Here is an 18,958-nt window from a genome sequence, read left to right on the forward strand (position 1 = left end):
TTCTACCGCTACTACACGACCGAGTGAGCGCGCCCGTCCCAATGCCTGTTCCCGCGCCCGGTCGGACGCCCGCCCACGGACCCGGTCGGACGCCCCCCCGCCGGACCCCGAGCGCCCCCCCCCCCCGGCCCCCACCGCAGGGGGCGGGCCCCGGCCCCCCCCGCGCGCACCGGCCCCTGCCGCCGTACCGGCCGCGCCCGGTACGCGACCAGCACGAGCGGCAGGGGCTCTTTGCAGTTCTCGTTGCCGACGTGGACGCGTCCACGGCCCAGCCGCGCACTGCGGCTCGCTCCAGGATCTTGTCAGCGGGCGTGGTGAATCCGTCGTCGCCCTGCTGGAGAACGCGCGTCGTGGAGACTCGGCCTTCTCCGGGCCACCAGAGTCCGACGGCTGTGACGCGCTCGTCCCTCGCCATTCGGGCTCCATTCGGGCACCGGAGGTGCTGACGAACCAGGCACTCAGGCGGAGGGAGTTGCGAGCGGCGGCGCGGCTGATCGAAGCGCTCGGGGGATCGGTTGCCGTGTTGTAGGCCGTTAGTCTGTCGGTATGTCAGAGCGTGTCATGTCCGGTCGTATGGACGGCCTGATCACCCTGAGTGCCGCGGACGCTCTGTGGGCCGAGCTGACGGCTGACAGCGCTGTACCGACGGCCTTTGGGGCGTTCACCTGCTCTCCCGCTCATGCCCGGGCGGGGCACGTCCTGCTCGGCGGCCATGTGGTGGCAACGGTGAGGGCGAACGGCGGCCGGTGGAGTGTGCACGAGGTCGAGGTGCGCCGGGCAGCCGCGGAGCTGAACGCGGTGGGCATGGACCGCCACGACCTGATCCGCATCGGTCCGTTCCGTGGGACGCGGGGGCAGGAGTGCAACGAGGAAACGCCCCTGCGTTGGCGCCGGCGCATCACGGGGGAACTGCAGGAGCTGGGCGGCGGCCCCGAGCGGGCAGTACGACGTGAAGCCGGCCGGTCGAACCAGCTGGCGGGGATCGACTGGCGCCAGGTGCTCGTGGAGCGGAACCGCGACGGGACACAGCGCACGTGGTGGCTGCCGCGCGCTGTGGTCAGGCTGCTGGATGCGGCCGAGCACAACGAAACGCAGTGGGTGCAAGCCGCGCGGGCCCGCCAGGCAACCGCAGCCGTCGGACCGCCCGCACGCCCCCATCAGGCCCAGGACGCCGGTGGCCGGCAAGCGACGAGTCCCCAGGGCCCCGTCACCTCACTGCGCCCGTACAACAGTGAGCTGGAAGGTCAGCTGTACTCGGTGCTCAGCAAGAAGCCCGGTACTGCCCGCAGGGTGGCTGGGTGGGCGTGCGCCGTCTGCCGCACCGCGCCCGCCACCGTCCTCGACCACTGCCACGAACACGGCTACGTCCGCGCCCCTGTCTGCCAGTCCTGCAACACACAAGAACGCCCCGACCACCTGTACAGCAACGACATCCGCGTGGCGAACCGCTACGCACGCCTCTTCCACACCGACACCGACGACTGGCTCCGCCACTGGCACCGCTGCCCCGGCTGCCGTGCACGCACCACCCTGCCCCTGCCGCACCTCGCCGCATGGACCGCCCGCATAGCCTGCCGGTCACTGCGCCCGACCCACCAAGCCCCCCGTGGACGCAAGCCCTGCGGCGTCCTGCGCGTGTCCTGGGCGGGCAACCAGAAGGCACCCCGTTCCTGCCTGTTCACTGTCGCCGTCGACCTCTGCCCCTCCGGCGAGCACCGCATCCTGGCGCAAGTCCCCTACCGCGAAGCCGCCGAGCGGTTCGGTATCTGGTTGGCCGAGACGGCCCCCGCCGTGGCCGCCGCAGCCGGGCCCGACAGCCTCGACGGCCTTCCCGACCGGCCCCGCCCAGTCATCACGGACACCAGCGGCGAGGGCCTGGCACTGTTCTGAGCGCGCGGCCGGGGTCGAGACCGCCGGAGGAGGCGAGCCGGTGGGTGTGGCGGATCTCGTAGAAGGAGTCCGGCCAGACCGACTTCTACCAGCAGTCCGAGTGGGTGCCGGCCTATTCGCCGCGCGAAGGCCTCTGCCTCCACCTGGGGGAGATCACCGCGACGTCGGCCGCTGGCGAGACCACTCGTCGTCCATGGAGCCGGCCTGGTGTCGCAGCGCTGTTGGCCGACCGGGGCCCTGGTGCGCGGGTGGCGGCCGGGCAGGCTAGTTTGCTCGGATGAGTCTTCTTGATGATGTGGCCGAGCGCGACGGCTGGCGGTGCTGGGTGTGTGACGAAGCGGTCGACCCCGACGAGTCGGTGAACGACCCGCGGGGACCCAGCGTCGACAGCCGGACCGCCGACCGGAAGGCCAAGGTCACCGAGCGGCTCGCGCACCGCGGGTGCAATAGCCGCAAGGGTGCGGTCAAGGTGGTCATCGCCTGGCCGGAGCGCCTGTATGTAGTCGAACCCGCGCCGCTGATCGCTGTTGGCGACAGGCTGGAGCGCAAGGGGGGCCGCGAGATGGTGGGCCGTTGCCCGACCAGGAAGGACGCCCAAGAGGCGGCGGACTGGCTGGTGGACCGGTTCTCCCGACTGCTACCGGGGCTGCCGGTGACCGCCGACATCCAGCCGGGCGGCGGCCAGTTCCTCGTCATCCTGGCCACCGGCCGCCGCTGATCGGGGATCACCCCTCAGCGAAAGACGGCCGACGCCGGGGCGCGGTAGCCGGAGAAGGCCTCCGACTGTGTTCGCGACCAGGGGCGAAGGAATGGCGGGCGGTTTCTACGGCCTACGGCCCGTCCGGGACGCCGAGCGGTACGGTGAACCGCGGCTGCCAGCCTTCCTCCGTCAGCACCACCAGCTGGACCGCGGTCGCACGGGTATGCAGCGGCAGCAGGCTGCCGATCGCAGCGCGGACATGGGCGGCAGCTGTCGGGTTGTCCGCACCCATGGCGACCGTGACATGGGCGGCGGGTCGCGCCCCGAAGCGGCCTTTGTACGGGCGCGACCCGGGCCACTGGGTGCGGAACGCATCGACGATCGTTTGGAGTCCCGGAACGGTGACGGCGACGAAGCCGGACTCCGTCACGACCTCCTCCAAGAGCAGCTCAGCTGCTGGGAAACTCGCAGCCAGAGAACGCACGCCCTTCTCGTCCTGGTCTGTCAGCGCCGATTCCGGCACGAACGGGTACAGGAGCGAGACGTGCGCCGGCACCCCACGACGCACCAGAGCCGGGTCGATGCGCCACGCCGCATCGAGGAGCGGGGCGGCATCGGGCAGGACAATGACGACGGCAGTGGTCCCTGGCTCTGGCACGCCGTCATCATCGCAGGCCAGTCCTCTACTGCGCGCGTTGTACCGGGAGGTGGGCGAGGGCAGCGAATTGGGCGTGGTCGAGGCGGTCGCGGCCGACGTGCTGGCTGGTTGGTGATCTTGTCGCGGCCTGTTGGCGCGGAGGTGTTGTACACCCGGCGACTGCCGGATGTGCAGCTGACGGACGTGCTCCCGGCCGCCCCCGGCCAACGGCCCGGCTCAACCGCCCGTCACGCGACCAGCGGCTATTCGCACGCACCGTAGTTCCACCTGAAGATCACCATCAGCATCAATTCCTGGTCAACAAATCAGGCCGGCGCCAGCAACTTTGCCACCACGGCCTCTTAAGGTCATCCCACTCACGCGCCCGTGCCGCAGAACAACTTCTGCTATCCATAGCGGAATTGAGGTGCGGAACCCCCTCGGCGGAACGTATGTTCGAAGTGGATGATGGGTGGATCGCATGTTCGTCAGCACGAGCAGGGCGCGCGGGATGTAGGTGGCGCGGGCGGCGTCGGTACAGAGCTTGGTGAGGGCCCGCCAGTTCTTGAAGTGGGCGAAGCCGTGGTCGACCGGCGCACGTCCTACGGCGAGGACGCGGTTGGCGGTCGTCCCGTCCGGTGCGACGCTGGGTGGGGGTGACTGCGGGACGCCGGGAGCTCTTGTGACGGGGGCGGACACAGGTTCCTACCGCTTCGGCGCTGTTGTGACCGCCGTATTCCTGCCAAGTGTTCGGCCTGGCTGGTTCAGTCCGTTCGGAACGGCCGCAATGACGGCCAGTCGGTGAGGGGGCGTGGTTGTTGGAGGCGGCCTTTGCCGGAGCGGTCGCCCGCGGTGTGGACGAGCAGGTACTGGTCGCCGGAGAAGACCCAGAAGCGATGGTCGTCACCGGGAACGGGCAGGACTGCGTCGATCTTGTTCGTGAAGCGGTCCAGGCCGCCGAATGTCTTGCGCCACTGCGCGATCGGGGCAGGCTCGCTTACCCGCCGCGCCGAGGCCGGGTCCGCAGCCACCTCCACGACCATGTACTCGTTGCCGGAGAACACCCAGAACCTGCCCGGCACACCCGGAACCGGCATCACCGCATCCACACGCGAGACCGTATGGGCATTGGTGGACGTCTGCCCGGTTTGGTCGGGCGAACCAGAGCCGGAGTCGTCTCCGACGACGTATGCGGTCACGCCGGCTCCGGCGAGGAGCACCACCACGGCGATCGCCCCTGTGATCGCCGTACGGCGCCGACTCGCCCCTGCGGGCGCCGTGCGCCGGCGGTTCGCGCGTGCGGGCTGCACCGGCTGCCGCAGTGTCGCCTGCACCGTTCGGGGAACGCCGTCGACTACCGACTGCAGCGCGCCTGCGAGCTGTGCGCTGGACGGGCGCTTGACGGGGTCCTTGTCCAGCAACTGCTCGATGACCTCGCCCAATGGTCCCCGGACGTGGACGGATGGTGGTTCGAAGGCGACAGCGAACGACGTGGCCGTGAGGTCCCCACGGGCGAAGGGGGTATGCCCGGAGGCAAGGAAACACAGGGTGACGCCGAGGGAGAACAAGTCGCTGGCCGGCCCCGCGGGTTGATCGCGCAGGCGTTCCGGGGCCGTGTACTCGGCCGAGCCGACCGCGCCCCCCGCGCCCGTGAGACCTGTGTGACCGGCCAGGGCGGCGATACCGAAGTCGGTGAGCACGCTGCTGCCGTCCGCGCGCAGAAGCACGTTGGCCGGTTTCACGTCACGGTGCAGCGCACCGGCCGCGTGGACCGCCTCCAACGCGGACAGGACCTCCAGGCCGACGCGGGCTGTCTCCACCGGTGACAGCAGCCCGCCCGATCGCACTCGTTCGCTCAGCGAGCCACCCGGCACCAGTTCCATGACGATCCACAGACCGCCGTCGAACTCCACCAGATCGTAGATGTCGATGACATGCGCGTGCGTCACCCGGGCGATCGCCCGCGCCTCCGACAGCACACGCCGCATCGCCGCCTGCTGCTCGTCGCCCCCACCTGCGGCATGGAGTTCCTTGACGGCCACCGTCCGCTGCAACAGATGATCCCAGGCACGCCACACCGTGCCCATACCGCCGCTGCCCAACCGGTCGGCGAGCACGTACCTGTCGGCGACGACTCGCCCGCCCACGCTTTCGATCACGACGAGACAATGTACATGCCGATTTCTGGGGCGATTCGGGTGATCAACCGTGCGGTACACAGGACGCGCTTCACGGCCCTGTCCGGCGGTGAATGGCATGGACCTGCGACGCGATCGTGGACAACTGTCCGATGAACGGAACAGGCCATCTGAATAACGGTCTGGTTTCGTTCGCTGGCACTTTCGAATACTACGCATGGTGATGTGATCTGCGTCACTAAAGGATTCGTAAAAGTCGTGGTAGAACTGCGCAACTCCGCAGGTGGCACCACCCCTCGCCGCAACCCGGAGCGGCCGGCACGCACCGGCAGTACGACCAGGGTGATCACTTTCCGAGTCCGCGGCACGTGAACCCAGGGTCGCCGATCGGACAACGGCGTTCGCTCAAAGACCGCACATCTTCCGGCGCAACCCCCAGCGCCGGCCCTGCGCCATCGAGGTAGCCACCGTGTCACTCGACTCCATCACCACCTCCGTCGACGAGGCCGTCAGCGGCTTCTTCGAACCCATAGCCACCTGGCTCGGGGACGTCGTCTTCTACTCCGTCCCCGTCGGCGGTACGCAGCTGCCCCTCATCGTTGCCTGGCTCGTCATCGCGGGTCTGGTCTTCACCACCTGGTTCGGGCTGGTGCAGGTCAGGAAATTCAAACTCGCCGTCGACGTGGTGCGCGGGAAGTACGACGAGAAGGGGTCGGCCGGCGAGGTCAACCACTTCCAGGCACTGACCGCTGCGGTCTCCGGCACGGTGGGTCTGGGCAACATCGCCGGCGTGGCCGTCGCCGTCTCCATCGGTGGCCCGGGCGCCACCGTCTGGATGATCCTTTGCGGCCTGCTGGGAATGGCCACCAAGTTCGTCGAGGTCACCTTGGGTGTGAAGTACCGCGAGGTGCACGCCGACGGCACCGTCTCCGGTGGCCCGATGCACTACCTGCCCAAGGGCCTGGCCGACCGCTTCGGCAGGAACGGCAAGACGCTCGGCAAGATCCTGGCCGTCCTCGCCTCCTGCATGATCCTGTTCTTCGGCCTCTTCGGCGGCAACCTCTTCCAGGTCAACCAGTCCTACGCCCAGCTCGTCTCCGTCACCGGCGGCGAAAACGGCTTGATGGGCTCCTCCGCCGGTGCGCTGTTCTTCGGCATCTTGATCGCCGCCCTCGTCGGCATCGTGCTGCTCGGCGGCATCCGCTCGATCGCCAATGTGACCAGCCGGCTGGTCCCCGCCATGGCCGGCATCTACATCGTGGCCTGCCTGATTGTCATCCTGGTCCACGCCTCCGCGGTACCGACCGCGATCGGCGAGATCATCGAGGGCGCGTTCAACCCTCACGGTGTCGCAGGCGGTGTCCTTGGCGCGCTGATCATCGGCTTCCAGCGGGCCGCGTTCTCCAACGAGGCCGGCCTCGGCTCCGCCCCCATCGCACACTCTGCGGTCAAGACCAAGCACCCCGCCAGCGAGGGCCTGGTCGCCCTGCTGGAGCCGTTCATCGACACCGTCGTCATCTGCACGATGACCGCACTGACGATCGTCATCGCCAACCCGGCCAGCTGGGTCGAGGCCCGCAAGAGCAACGGCGGGTCCATCGGCGGTGTCACCATCACCTCCGACGCCTTCGCCACCGTGATGCCCTGGTTCCCGTACATCCTCACGATCGCGGTGATGCTGTTCGCCATCTCCACCGTGCTCACCTGGGGCTACTACTGCCTCAAGGCCTGGACGTACCTCTTCGGCCGCAGCAGGGCCAGCGAGCTGACCTTCAAGGTGCTCTACACGCTCTTCGCGGTCGCGGGCTCCCTGCTGACGCTGGAAACCCTGATCGGCATGGCCGACGCGGTGCTCTTCATGCTCGCCGTCATCAACATCATCGGCCTGTACCTCCTCGCCCCGGTCGTCAAGCGTGAGCTGAACTCCTTCCTGGAGTTCGTCCGCGCTCGCAACACCGGTGAGGTCCCCAAGGAGGACGACAGCCAGGAGTCGGTGAAGACCACCGTCTGACCGCCCCCGCGGCCCGGCTCCGGAACGGGCCCGTCCACACCTGACGCCTTGGTGTGGACGGGCCCGCTCGCCATGCCTGAACCACGTGTCCCAGCAGGGAAAATGTGGCCTGGGGGGGCGCGCGTAGGCCGGTTAGGGTGTAAAGAACGTGTCAACGGTCCGCCTCGGGAACTCCACGATCGTCAATGCCCGCCTGTTCGCGCCAAACTCACCCGCGACCTCGCCGGGTGCCGCAAGGTCTACCCCGAGCGAGCCTCGGCATCCGCCGACGCCCCCTGGGCGAGCGCACCCACGCGGCGCCCGCCCGTCCCCAAGCCGGGGCCACCGCCCTACGCGATACCCGGCCTTCCGCAACCCGCACTGCCCCCGACCCTGAAGGGCCCCGCCCAACCCGTCGAGGTAGAGGAACTTCTGGATGCCCTCGGACAGAAGGACCGCGCCGACATAGAGGCGGATGAGTACCACCGCGCCGGGCGCAGTGGTACCGCTCAGCTTCGCCTGCCAGGTGCTGAGCTGCGTCATGCCAGGGTGCCCCATCGCTGGAAGATGTCGGACACCGATATCGTCTCGTGGCGCGCGGCCAGCGGCGGCTTCACGCCGACACACGCACATCCGGCTGGGGCCTACCAGGGTGCCGGCCTCCGTGAACCGTGCCTCAGCCCCGGGTCGGCGGCCCGGGGCTTCCGCGTCGTTCAGGCCTCTTCGTGCGGATTCGTATGCACATGGACACGCGCCCCGACCACGGCGGGAATTACGACGCCTGTTGGGGAGCCTCGAAGCTCGTGAAGGCGCTGCGCTTCGGCAGTCGGTAGGTCTCCCGGCCGGTGATCGCGTTGAGGATCGTGGCGTTGCGCACGGCGCCGATGTCGAGGTTCGGTGAGGAGACACCGTGGGAGTGGACCTCAGCGTTGGCGACGAAGACGCGCCCGGTGACGCCTTCGGCGAGCTCGACGGAGTGGTCCAGACGTACGCGGTGACGGCCGCGTACGTCGTGCAGGAGCAGGTCCTCGATGGGTGCAAGGAAGGCGGGCGGACGGTTGCGGTAGCCGGTCGCCGCGACGACAAGGTCCGTGGTGTGCTCGAAGACCTGGCCCGTGTCGCGGTGGCGGCAGGTCAACACCGCCCGGCCCGTGGAGTCCATGGCGGCGGATTCGACGGTGATACCGAAGCGCAGTTCCGCCTCGGCCAAGCCGTGTTCGAGCTGGCGGCGGTAGAGCAGTTCGTGGATCTCTTCGAGGGTGTCGGTGGAGATGCCCTTGTAGAACTGCCACTGCTCGCCGACCAGCCGGTCGCGTACGTCCTCCGGCAGGGAGTGGAAGTACTGCATGTACGCCGGAGTCGTCAGCTCCAGGTTCATCTTGGTGTAGTCGAGCGGCGCGAACGACGACGTGCGGGTCAGCCAGCTCACCGCCGGCCCGCCCTCGATGTTGCGGTTCAGCAGGTCCACCGTGACCTCTGCGCCCGACTGGCCGGAGCCGACCACGGTGACCTTCCCGGCGGCCGCCACGTCGGACGCCCGGTACAGATAGTCGGAGGTGTGCAGCAGTGCGGACGGGGGCAGGCCGGCCAGGGCCTCCGGGACGTAGGGCGCGGTGCCGATGCCCAGGACGAGGTTGCGGGCGTGCATGCGCAGTCGGGTTCCGTCACCGCGTACGGCGTGCACGGCGAAGCGCTCGGTGGCCGCGTCCCAGTGGACCTCCTCGGCGCGGTGCGAGAAGCGGACCGACGGCAGTTTCGCCGCTGCCCAGCGCAGATAGTCCTCGTACTCGCGGCGGGACGGGAAGAAGTTCTCGCGGACGGTGAAGGTGTAGAGCCGGTCCATGTCGTGGAGGTACATGAGGAACGACAGGGGGTGGCTGGGTGCGACGAGGGTGACGAGGTCGGCGAGGAAGTTCACCTGCATCGAGGCGTCGCCGAACATCATTCCGCGGTGCCAGGTCAGCTCGGGCTGCTCCTCGAGCACCACCAGGTCGAGACCGTCCACGGTCGAGGCCAGGGCGGCGAGCCCCAGGTTGAAGGGGCCACAGCCGATCGCCACCACGTCGTGTTCGCTGATGAGTACGGTCATCGGGGCATGTCCTCCTCTCGGCGGGGGTGGATGAGCAGGGCGGCCGTCTTGTCGGGGAAGACGACTTCGCCGGCCGGGCGGAACCCGGCGGCCGTGAACGCCTTCAGCGAGGGGGCGTTGGTCACGTCCGGCTCGGCGACCACCCGGTCGCATGCGGGGTCGGCGGCGAGCAGACCCTCGGCGAGCGCGCGCAGCAGCGACCGGCCCAGGCCCTGCCCGGTACGGCTCGCCTCGCCGATGGCGATGTGCACGCCCAGATCGTGGGGGCCGTACGGGTAACAGCCGGCGAGCCGGTCCCGCAGCACCCGGTACACCTCGATGTACGCCAGCGGCCGGTCGTCCAGGTCGACCAGGACGGGCAGGATCTCATCGCCCGCGAGGTGCCCGGCGATCTCCTCGGCCCAGCGCTCGCGGGGCCATGCCTGGTGCCAGAAGGCGTCGATGTGCGGCGACTGCATCCAGCCGTGGACGAGGTCCAGGTCGGCGCCCTCGGCCTGCGCCACACGCGCCGACCAGGGGCCGGTCAGGTGAGGGAGCGGCGGGCCGGGAATCGTGGCGCTCGACTCGTGCTGTACCGATGACGTCATGCTGTGACCTCCTTAAGGGGGTTGGGGGCATCGAGGTAGACGGACTGGGCGTCGAGAGGTGCGAGGACTTCGTCGATGCCGTGCAGCCGGGTGAGCAGATTGCCCTTGCACGGCAGCGTGTCGGCCTCCAGCCAGCGGCGGGCCAGCCGGTCGCCGTCGGGCCCGGCCTCGGCGAGCGCGGGAAGGGCCGCGCGCAGCCGGTCAGCGAGGACGGCGAGGAGGTCCCGCTCGTCGGCAAGGCCGTCGACGGCGAGGCAGCCCACGACCGACAGCGCCTGGTTGCGCAACAGGTAGTACGAGAGCCGGTCGTCGACGAGGGCGTCGTCGACCACGGCCAGTGTGGAGGAGTCGGCGCCGAGCCGCTTCAGCAGACCGGGGAGGTAGGAAGTCGCCAGGTAATAGCCCTGGTTGTCGCGGAACGTGCTGCCGGTCACCTGCCCCTGTGCGTCCAGCCGGACGAGGGTGTTCTGCTGGTGGGCCTCCAGGCCGATGCCGGTGGCGGCGTACAGGTGCAGCATGGGCACCAGCACCCGGTCGGTGTAGTCGGCCGTCCACTGCTCGGCCGCACCGGTACCGAGCCTGGCCACGAGCTCGCCGAGTGCGCTGCGGCCGAGGCCGGGGCGGGGTGCCACCAGGCCCACCAGACAGCGCAGGTCCGCGATGCCCTGCGGCACCTCGCGTACGGCGACGTCGAGGCCGGTCACGTCCGGTCCCTGCGGACGGCCTGGTTCGTCCACGGCGAGCCAGGCGGGGTCACGGGTGATGGCGAACCCGGGATGGGCCCGGAAGGTACTCTCCGCGTACCCGGCGTCGAGAAGCCGGTTGATCTCCAGGCCGCGGCGCAGTTCGGTACGGGTGGACTCGCGGCGGGAGTTGGTCAGCCGCAGGCCGAGGGAGAGTTTCAGCATCACGTCGGCATCCGGCCGGTACAGCGTGCGCACGCTGGAGGTCGGCCACCACTCCGGGCCCAGCTCGCCGAGCGGCTTCAGCACGCCGGAGGCGACCAGGGCCTTGATACGGGGCCGGTGCAGCAGGTCCCGGGCCTGCCAGGGGTGGGCGGGCACCAGTACCCGGCCGTCGTCCACGCGGCGTTCGGCCAGGTCGGCGAGGAGCGCCACGGTGTCGCGGCCGGCCAGGGAGGGGGCTCCGTCGACCGCGTCGTGCGAGACGACCGACTCGTCGGCGGCGAACCAGTGCAGCCGGAAGGAGCCGCGCAGCTCCGGCGAGAACGCGGCCGCGTCGTTGTCCGAGATGCCGTCGCGGCTCTTCGGCGCGGGGTGGTTCAAGTGGCCGAGCACAAGCGCCTGTTCGGCGTCGAGGAAGCCGTCCACGTCGGGCGGCGGCTTCGGGTGCGCCCGGCGGTCGGAGATGAAGGTGGCGACGCGGCGTACGGACTCGGCGGTGCGCTCCACCAGGTCGGCGACCTCACCGGCCGGGACACCGCCGGGGCGGCTGCCACCGCGTACCGCTGCCTCGGTGGACAGCAGCGCGACCGCCGTCACGGGGTCGGCGATGTCGCCGAGCGGCCCTCCGGGTCCCTCCAGGCGGGCGGGGGCGAACCGGTGCCAACCGGTGGGCGAGCAGTGGGTCACCTCGGTGACGAGTGCCAGTCCGGCGGTGGGTAGCTCGACCCGGAGCGGACCGGGAGTGACGGGTGTGCCGGTCTCGCGCAGCCAGCACCGGAGCAGCGCCTCGATGTGGGCGTGTTCGGCGGCGCCTCGGGCGTCCAGTCCGTGCAGCGGGTCTGCCTGGGTGGTTGCCGCCGTGGTGGTGATGCTCATGCGGCGCCCTCCTCGGTGAGTCGTTCACAGGTGCGGCCGGCGTCGAGGACGGTGTCCACGAGACCGTCGATGTCGTCGGTGGTGGCGGTGGGGTTGAGCAAGGTGAACTTCAGGCACACCTGCTTCGACGAGCCGGGTCCGGCGGTCTCGACCTCCGTGCGCCCGATGAGGGCGCTGCCGGATTCCAGCAGCCGTCGGCGCAGGTCACCGTTGAGTTCGTCGGAGACCGACATGTCCGTGCTCCGGTAGCGGAACACCACCGTGGTCAGTTCCGCCGGGGCAACCAGTTCAAGCTCGGGCTCGGCGATGATGCGCCGCTCGGCGTGGCGGGCGAGGTCGTGGCAGGTGTCGACCATGCGTCCCATGCCGGTGCGGCCGTACGTCAGGAGGGTGGCGGCGGCCTTCACCGCGTCGGGGCGGCGGGTGGTCTGGAGGCTGCGGCCGAGCAGGCCGTCGTAACCGGCCTCGGAGTCGTCGGTCGGGTTGAGGTAGGCGACTTCACGATCGAGCGCGGTGAAGGCGGTGGTGTCGGACACCAGAAGCACGCTGGTGGCGGCGGGCTGCCAGCCGACCTTGTGCAGGTCGAGGGTGACCGAGTCGGCGAGCTCCAGACCGGCCAGGCGGCCGACAAGGCGATCGGAGAACAGCGCGCCGAAGCCGTAGGCGGCATCCACGTGCATCCACATGCCGTGCCCTGCGGCGATCTCGGCGATCTGCGGGAGCGGGTCGATGGAGCCGAAGTCCGTGGTCCCGGCGGTGGCGACCACCGCGATCGGCGTTTGGTCGGGGCCGAGTGCGTCCAGGGCGGCGGCGAGTGCCTCGGGCCGCATGCGCCGGCGCTCGTCGACCGGCACCGGATGCACGGCGGCCTCGCCCAGTCCGAGGGCGGCGCAGGCCCGGTGGGTGGAGAAGTGGGCGAGTTCGGAGCAGAACACCACCGGGCCCGGAAGCGCTGCCACCCCGTGCTCGCGGGCGTTGATGCCACGCCGGTGGGCGGCGGCGTCCCTGGCGAGCAGCAGCCCCATCAGGTTGGACAGAGAGCCGCCGGGGGTGAGAACGCCGTCGGCGCGCTCACCCAGACCGGCCAGGTGGATCAGTACACCGATGAGCCAGCGTTCGACCGCGATGGCCGAGGGGCCGGAGTCATAGGTGTCCAGCGACGCGTTGCCGGCGCTCGCCAGGGTGTCCGCGGCGACCGCGACCGCCAGCGACGGCGGTTGCAGATGGGCGGCTGCCCGGGGGTGGGACAAGTCGATGCCGTGTTCCACCAGCACGGTGGCCAGCAGTTGGAGCGCGGCCTTGGTGCCGAGCCCTTCGGCGGGGAGCTCGGCCGCCCCCAGCGCCTCGGAGGCGGCGGCGAGCACCTCGGCCGGGGTGCCCGCCGGGATGGGTCCGTCCGGGCGGCGGGCGGTCGACGCGGCGTCGATCGCCTCGGCGAGGGTGGCGAGGACCTCGGCGAGGCCCTCACGGGAACCGGCGAGCAGGGATGGCGGGAAGGGGGCCGGCAGAGGTCGTGTTTCGGTCAGCGGTGTCACGGCCTGTACTCCTCAGCCTTCAGCCAGCGGGTTGGGGTGCGTGCCGTTGGGGTACAGCGCGTGGCGCAGGGCGCGGTCGCCGTAGCGGGTGACCACGATCCGGTCGCGGTTGAGGCCGTACCGGGGGATCTCGGGCGTGAGCAGGTCGTACTCGACGAACCGCTCCGCGAGCTCGGGGAACCGCTTCTGGAAGTCCAGGATCGTCTGCCGCACCAGCTGCCAGAACGTCTTCTCCGGTACGCCCAGCTGGTCGGCGCAGAGCGGCGCGAGGTAGCGGAAGTGGCCTACGAACACCTGATCCACCACGTGCTGGCGGATGATCGAGGGGTGCTTGCGGGGCAGGACGTGGTCGTGTCCGTCCGGTTCCGGGCCGCGTTCCGGCACGTCGGTGAAGGACACGCACACGTCGTCGACGAAGTCCTTCAGGTACAGGCGGACCGGTACGTCGCTCTCGTCGTACCCGATCAGCGTGTTCTGCCCGTGCGGGTTGAACGTGACCCCGTAGCGGTACAGCACGTGCATGATCGGCACGAGCAGCGTGTCGAAGAGGCGCCGCAGCCACTCCTGCGGGTCCAGGCCGGACGCGCGGACGAGCTCGGCGACGAACGCGTCACCCGCGTTGTCGACGTGCAGCAGTGAGGCGAAGGTACGGACTCGCTCGTCCGGGTCCTTGCGCGCCGACACCGAGTCACGCCAGATGCAGCCGAGCGTCTCCAGGTGCTGGTACGGAGCGTCTTCGAGCTTGGAGAGGTAGGGGTGGCGCACGGTCACTGAGGCGACCTCGCCGAGGAACACGGTCCGGCATTCGTCGGTCAGGAACGCGTCGCGCTCCACCAGCCCGCGCAGCCACTGCGTAACGACGGGCGCACCCATCGTGCAGTGCGGCGGTATCCCGCGCCAGACAAGGGTGTTGAGGATTTTCAGCGGGAGTTTGACGTCGTACCGCTCGGGCGTGGAGGCGTTGGCCATCGTACGGATGGACTGGCCCGGCAGGTACGCGTCCGGGCTCTCGCCCAGCGGGATGATGCGGCGCTGTGCCACGTCGGCGGCATGCAGGATCTGCACGGCGTGATCCCACTGCCAGGGGTGCACCAGCATCCACACATAGCCCTTCGGGTCGACCCCGGCCTCCGCCAGGACCGCGGTGAAGCGGGCCCGGGCCACTTCGTCCAATTCCCTTGCCAGAAGGCTTTCTTCGGACAGTTCCGAGGTGCCACGGAACTCGGCGAGGCCACGGTGGACAGCCACCCACTGGAGCTTCAGCTCCTGCGCCGACTCGGGGGCGTACTGGCGCACGTCGGTGGCCGAGAAGCCGATCCGTCCCTTGTTCGCGACGAGCAGGTTGTGCCCGGTCATGCGGCACTCCAGCTCCGTGTGGCCGAGCGCGCGCATCTCGGCCACGGTTTCACCGCCGTGCGTGATGCGTGCGGCGTCGACGGCCAGGGTGGCGGAGAGTTCGGTGAAGTACGTGGCGATGGTGGACGGGTCGCTTCCGATCGTCGAGGCCGCCTCCATGAGGAACTGCTGGGCATCCCAGGCAGGTTGGGCGATGGCGTTGCCGAGCATGCTGGTGGCGGTGCGGGTGATCGACTCCGGGTCGACGCGCAGCCAGCCGAACGCACCCGGCGTGGCGTTGAACGCGTAGGTGGTGCCGCTGTCGAGGTCGACGCGGTAACCGCCGTCGCTGGTGTCGGCCGCCTTGAGCATGTCCTCGAAACACCACTCGCCTATCGCTTTGGCGAGAAGCCGTCGGTTGGCTTCCCGCCAGGCCGCGGGGGCCACGTCGGGCAGCGCGGGCACGGGATGGTCGGCGGGGTTGGGCATCAGGCAGCTCCGATGTCTGTCTGGGGCACTGCGCTCGAACGCCTGGACGTCCGAGCAGGGTTATATTAGGTTAGCCTTACCTAATGAACAAGGTCAACATCCAGCCAGAGAGCGCCAGTTGCTCACCGACGTGTCGTCATGTCGGCTCGACGGCCTGAGGTTGACCGCCATCTGGCCTCAATTGGAGGTAATCAGCGGTGCCTTCCTGCCGTCGCACCCCCCGATGGACGTTCGCTCTGGTCAGCGCCGGTGGCGTGATGATGACCCTGGACGTGACCGTCGTGAACGTCGCCCTGTCCGATATCGCTCGGGACCTGGAGGCCGGGCTGGGCAGGGTGCAGTGGACCGTGTCGGCGTACTCGCTGGCGTTCGGGGCTCTGCTGCTCACCGCGGGCGCGCTCTCCGACCGAATAGGCCGCCGGACCGTGTTCACCGCCGGAATGGCGCTGTTCACGCTCGCTTCGGCCGCATGCGGTCTGGCGCCGGACGCCGACACCCTCATCGCCGCCCGCGCCGCCCAAGGGCTGGGCGGCGCCATGGTGTTCGCTCCGACGCTCGCCCTGATCGCCGCCACCTACGAGGGCGCCCGCCGCCAGGCCGCGATAGCCGCGTTCGCCGCCATCGCCTCGGCGGCCGGCGCGCTCGGCCCCATCGTCGGAGGGGTGTTCGTCCAGGTACTCGGATGGCGGTGGATCTTCCTGGTCAATGTGCCCATCGGGATCCTGGTAGTGGCCGGAGCGCTGGCCCGTATGCCCGAATCGGCGGCGCCGCGCGACACCCGTCGCCGTATCGATCCGCTGGGCGCGGTGCTCGGCGTCGGCGCGCTCCTGGCGCTCCACTATCCGCTGGTCACCGGCCCCGAAGTCGGGTGGGCGGCGCCGGAGGTGCTGCTCTCGGCGGTCGTCGGCGTCGTACTGGCCGTGGCCCTCGTGGCCAGTCAGCGCCGCGGCGACGGCCTGATCGACATGACGTTGCTGCGCATTCGGGCGTTCTCCGGCGCCGCGGTGCTGGGATTCCTTGCCCGGCTGTCCAGTCTCGGCGTCCTCGCCTTCGTCACGCTGTGGTTGCAGAGCACACACGCGTACTCCCCCCTGGAAGTCGGCCTGCACCTCCTGCCGTTGACGGGCAGTCTGCTCCTGACCGGGCTGTTCGTCGCCCGCCTGCAGAAGGTGTTTCCTCCCGACGTCCTGGTGGCCGGTGGCTTCGCGGCACAAGGACTGGGGTTGATCGCTCTGGCCGCCGCCGGCGCAAGCAGCGGCAGCTCGGCCGCCACGGCCACCGGTCTGGTTCTCCTCGGTATCGGAGGGGCCGTCATCTTCCCGCCGCTGATGGGCGTGGCGGTGAGCGCCGCGCCCGCCGACCGGGCCGGGATGGCCTCCGGGCTGACCAACGCCTGCTACCCGCTCGGCACCGCGACCGGAATCGCTGTCTTTGGAGCCATGTTCTCGGCCCGCTTGGAGGACCGCCTGGGTGACGGTCCTGGTGCCGCCACGCCGCTGCGGGAAGCTGTCGAGACCGGGCGGTTCGAGCTCCTCGACCCCGCGCTCCAGCCACTCGCACGGTCGGCCTTCTCCGGCGCCTTCACCGCCGTCTGCCTGGCCTCCGCTCTCGTCTGCCTGATCGGCGTGCTGGCCGCACGCACGCTCAGGGCCGAGGCGGAGGCCATCAGCGGCACCGCGGAGCGCCCCGGGTCCCGTATCGCTCAGACCTCCTGATCCGGATCTCCTGATGCGAACCTACTGATGCAGACCTCCTGAGTCAGAGGTCCCGGGTCCGGCGCAGCAGCCACACCAGGTAGGGGGCGCCGACCAGAGCGGTGACGATGCCCACCGGGATCTCTGTCGGGGCGAGCAGCCAGCGGCCGAGGGCGTCCGAGGACACGACCAGCACCGCTCCCAGCACCGCGGCCATCGGCACCATGCGCGCGGTGCTGTTGCCGACGATGCGCCGGGCCAGATGCGGGGCAACAAGGCCGACGAAGCCGACCGCGCCGACCGCCGCTGCCGTACCGGCAGCCAGCACGGCGCCCGCGCCGAGGACGAGGAGCCGGGCGCGACCCAGTTCGAGCCCGAGTGCACGTGGCAGTTCCTCGCCGAGGGAGAGCAGGTTCACCGGCCGCGCGGCGACCACGAGCAGCACCGCGGCCAGGGCGGGCAGGGCGAGCCAGCCCAGCGCGGAGAAGTCCCGGGCATACGTGCTGCCGGCGAGCCAGCCGAGCGCGGACGAGATGTTCATCTGCGCGCCGACCACCATGATGTTCACCAGGGCCATCGAGGTGGCGGCCGCGCCGAGGCCGACCAGGACCACCCGTGTCGGGTCCAAACCGCTTCGGCCGCCGCTTGCGGTGCCTCTGGCCACGAGCACCACGAGAGCGAGCATCAGTACGCCCCCGATTCCCGCCGCGGCGGGCAGGGCGGCCACCGGCGCCGAGGGGACGACGAGGATGACCGCGATCGCGCCGAGGGAAGCCCCGCCGGTCACGCCGACAAGCCCCGGTTCGGCCAGCGGATTGCGTACGACCGCCTGCACCGCGGCCCCGGCGACCGCCAGGCATGCCCCGGCCAGGGCGGCCACCAGGATGCGCGGCAGCCGGTAGGACACCACCGCTTCGGTGATCTGCTCCGCGGAACCGAACACCGCCGCACCGAGCTGGCTCCAGCTGATCTCGACATCGCCGACGCTCAGCGAGACGACCATCGCGACGGCCAGGGCGATCAGCCCGCCGCCGAGCGCGACGGCGTAGCTCGGGGCGCGGCGCTGGTCGGAGACCACGACCGCTGCACCTGTGTCGGCGTCGCCGGTACTCACCCGGCGGGCCAGCGCCATGAAGACCGGGCCGCCGATCAGCGCCGTGACCACACCCACCGGAATCTCCGCGGGCTGAGTGGCGGACGGCGACACGATCAGCTGAGCGGCCGCATCGGCGCCGAGCACGAGCGCGGAGGCCAGCAACGCCGCCATCGGAATGAGCAGCGCGTGCTTGCGGATGCCCAACTGCCGCACGATGACCGGGCCGATCAGTCCGACGAAGCCGATCGGGCCGGCGAGAGAGACGGCTGCGGCGGACAGCAGTACGGCGACGAGGAAGGCAGCGGGGCGGATGCGTTCGACGCGTACGCCCATCGCCTGGGCCGTTTCGTCGCCGAGCGCCAGCAGGTCCAGCGGGCGTGCCAGGAACGGCGCGATCAGCGCACCGGCGACGACGACCACGCCGAGTGTGAGCGGCCGTTCCAGACCGGACTGCATCAGGGTGCCGTTGCCCCAGAAGAACAGCCCGCGGGTGGCCTGCACGTCGAGCATCTGCAGGAACTCGGCGGCCGAGGTGGCGGCCAGGGCGACAGTCGCCCCGGCGAGCAGCACCCGTCCGGGCGTCAGGACACCGCCGCTGGTCAGCAGGTAGACCACGGCGACCGCGAGGAGCCCGCCGAGGAACGCCGCGCCTCCGGCGGGAATCGGGCCCAGGCTCACGCCGGTGAAGGCCACGAGCACCACGGCGAAGTACGCTCCGGCGTTCACACCGAGTGTGTCGGGGGCCGCCAGGGGGTTGCGGGTCGCTCCCTGGACGAGCACTCCGGAGACGCCGAGCGCGATGCCGACGACAAGACCGGTCAGGGTACGGGGCAGTCGGCTGCCGACCAGGATGTCCTCGGTGCGGGGATCACCGTGGCCCAGGAGCAGGGCGACGATGTCGCCGATCCCCACCCCGGACGCTCCAAGTCCGAGGTGGACCACGCCGATCACGCACAGGACGAGGGACAGGCCGCCGCCCACGAGCTGCGCTCGTGGG

Annotated in this window: 12 protein-coding genes; 4 read left to right on the plus strand and 8 right to left on the minus strand. The window is 70.2% G+C overall.

What is annotated here, in order from left to right:
• The first annotated feature begins 546 nt into the window (after nucleotides 1–546).
• Together ACWDVB_RS38810 and ACWDVB_RS38815 are read left to right on the plus strand one after the other, a co-directional pair.
• Nucleotides 547–1,890 carry an endonuclease domain-containing protein gene (locus ACWDVB_RS38810; RefSeq protein WP_451514048.1) on the plus strand — a complete coding sequence of 448 codons (1,344 nt, stop codon included), beginning with the start codon at nucleotides 547–549 and terminating at the stop codon, nucleotides 1,888–1,890.
• A 277-nt stretch (nucleotides 1,891–2,167) separates the two neighbouring features.
• Nucleotides 2,168–2,608, plus strand: coding sequence for a hypothetical protein (locus ACWDVB_RS38815; RefSeq protein WP_451514049.1), 441 nt, complete (start codon nucleotides 2,168–2,170; stop codon nucleotides 2,606–2,608).
• Between the two features lie 112 nt (nucleotides 2,609–2,720).
• On the opposite strand, the gene ACWDVB_RS38820 is transcribed toward ACWDVB_RS38815, so the two are convergent.
• Both ACWDVB_RS38820 and ACWDVB_RS38825 read right to left on the minus strand, forming a co-directional pair.
• A complete protein-coding gene (locus ACWDVB_RS38820; protein ID WP_451514050.1) occupies nucleotides 2,721–3,248 on the minus strand; it encodes a 2'-5' RNA ligase family protein in 528 nt (175 codons plus the stop codon).
• A gap of 743 nt (nucleotides 3,249–3,991) precedes the next feature.
• Entirely contained in the window at nucleotides 3,992–5,485 is a 1,494-nt protein-coding gene (locus ACWDVB_RS38825; protein WP_451514051.1) for a serine/threonine-protein kinase, read from the minus strand.
• 349 nt (nucleotides 5,486–5,834) lie between these two features.
• Here ACWDVB_RS38825 and ACWDVB_RS38830 point away from each other — a divergent pair, with 349 nt between their 5' ends.
• Entirely contained in the window at nucleotides 5,835–7,376 is a 1,542-nt protein-coding gene (locus ACWDVB_RS38830) for an alanine/glycine:cation symporter family protein (RefSeq protein ID WP_451514052.1), read from the plus strand.
• A 751-nt stretch (nucleotides 7,377–8,127) separates the two neighbouring features.
• Here the strand turns inward: ACWDVB_RS38830 and ACWDVB_RS38835 are convergent.
• Genes ACWDVB_RS38835 through ACWDVB_RS38855 form a run of 5 tightly spaced genes read right to left on the minus strand, consistent with a single transcriptional unit; the run spans nucleotide 8,128 to nucleotide 15,171 of the window.
• Nucleotides 8,128–9,444 (minus strand): lysine N(6)-hydroxylase/L-ornithine N(5)-oxygenase family protein, encoded by a 1,317-nt coding sequence (locus ACWDVB_RS38835; protein ID WP_451514053.1) that lies wholly within the window; start codon nucleotides 9,442–9,444, stop codon nucleotides 8,128–8,130.
• A complete protein-coding gene (locus ACWDVB_RS38840) occupies nucleotides 9,441–10,031 on the minus strand; it encodes a GNAT family N-acetyltransferase (protein ID WP_451514054.1) in 591 nt (196 codons plus the stop codon). Before ACWDVB_RS38840 ends, ACWDVB_RS38835 begins: the two co-directional genes overlap by 4 nt.
• A complete protein-coding gene (locus ACWDVB_RS38845; protein ID WP_451514055.1) occupies nucleotides 10,028–11,812 on the minus strand; it encodes an IucA/IucC family protein in 1,785 nt (594 codons plus the stop codon). Before ACWDVB_RS38845 ends, ACWDVB_RS38840 begins: the two co-directional genes overlap by 4 nt.
• Complete coding sequence (locus tag ACWDVB_RS38850; protein ID WP_451514056.1) at nucleotides 11,809–13,347, minus strand: pyridoxal phosphate-dependent decarboxylase family protein; 1,539 nt, start codon at nucleotides 13,345–13,347, stop codon at nucleotides 11,809–11,811. Before ACWDVB_RS38850 ends, ACWDVB_RS38845 begins: the two co-directional genes overlap by 4 nt.
• Before the next feature lie 12 nt (nucleotides 13,348–13,359).
• Entirely contained in the window at nucleotides 13,360–15,171 is a 1,812-nt protein-coding gene (locus ACWDVB_RS38855; RefSeq protein ID WP_451514057.1) for an IucA/IucC family protein, read from the minus strand.
• 197 nt (nucleotides 15,172–15,368) lie between these two features.
• Here ACWDVB_RS38855 and ACWDVB_RS38860 point away from each other — a divergent pair, with 197 nt between their 5' ends.
• Nucleotides 15,369–16,886, plus strand: a complete 1,518-nt coding sequence (locus tag ACWDVB_RS38860; protein WP_451514058.1) for an MFS transporter — start codon at nucleotides 15,369–15,371, stop codon at nucleotides 16,884–16,886.
• Between the two features lie 43 nt (nucleotides 16,887–16,929).
• On the opposite strand, the gene ACWDVB_RS38865 is transcribed toward ACWDVB_RS38860, so the two are convergent.
• Nucleotides 16,930–18,958 (minus strand): iron ABC transporter permease (locus ACWDVB_RS38865; protein ID WP_451612043.1); only part of this gene is annotated, 2,029 nt, incomplete at its 5' end.

Source organism: Streptomyces sp. NPDC003379, from assembly GCF_053589195.1.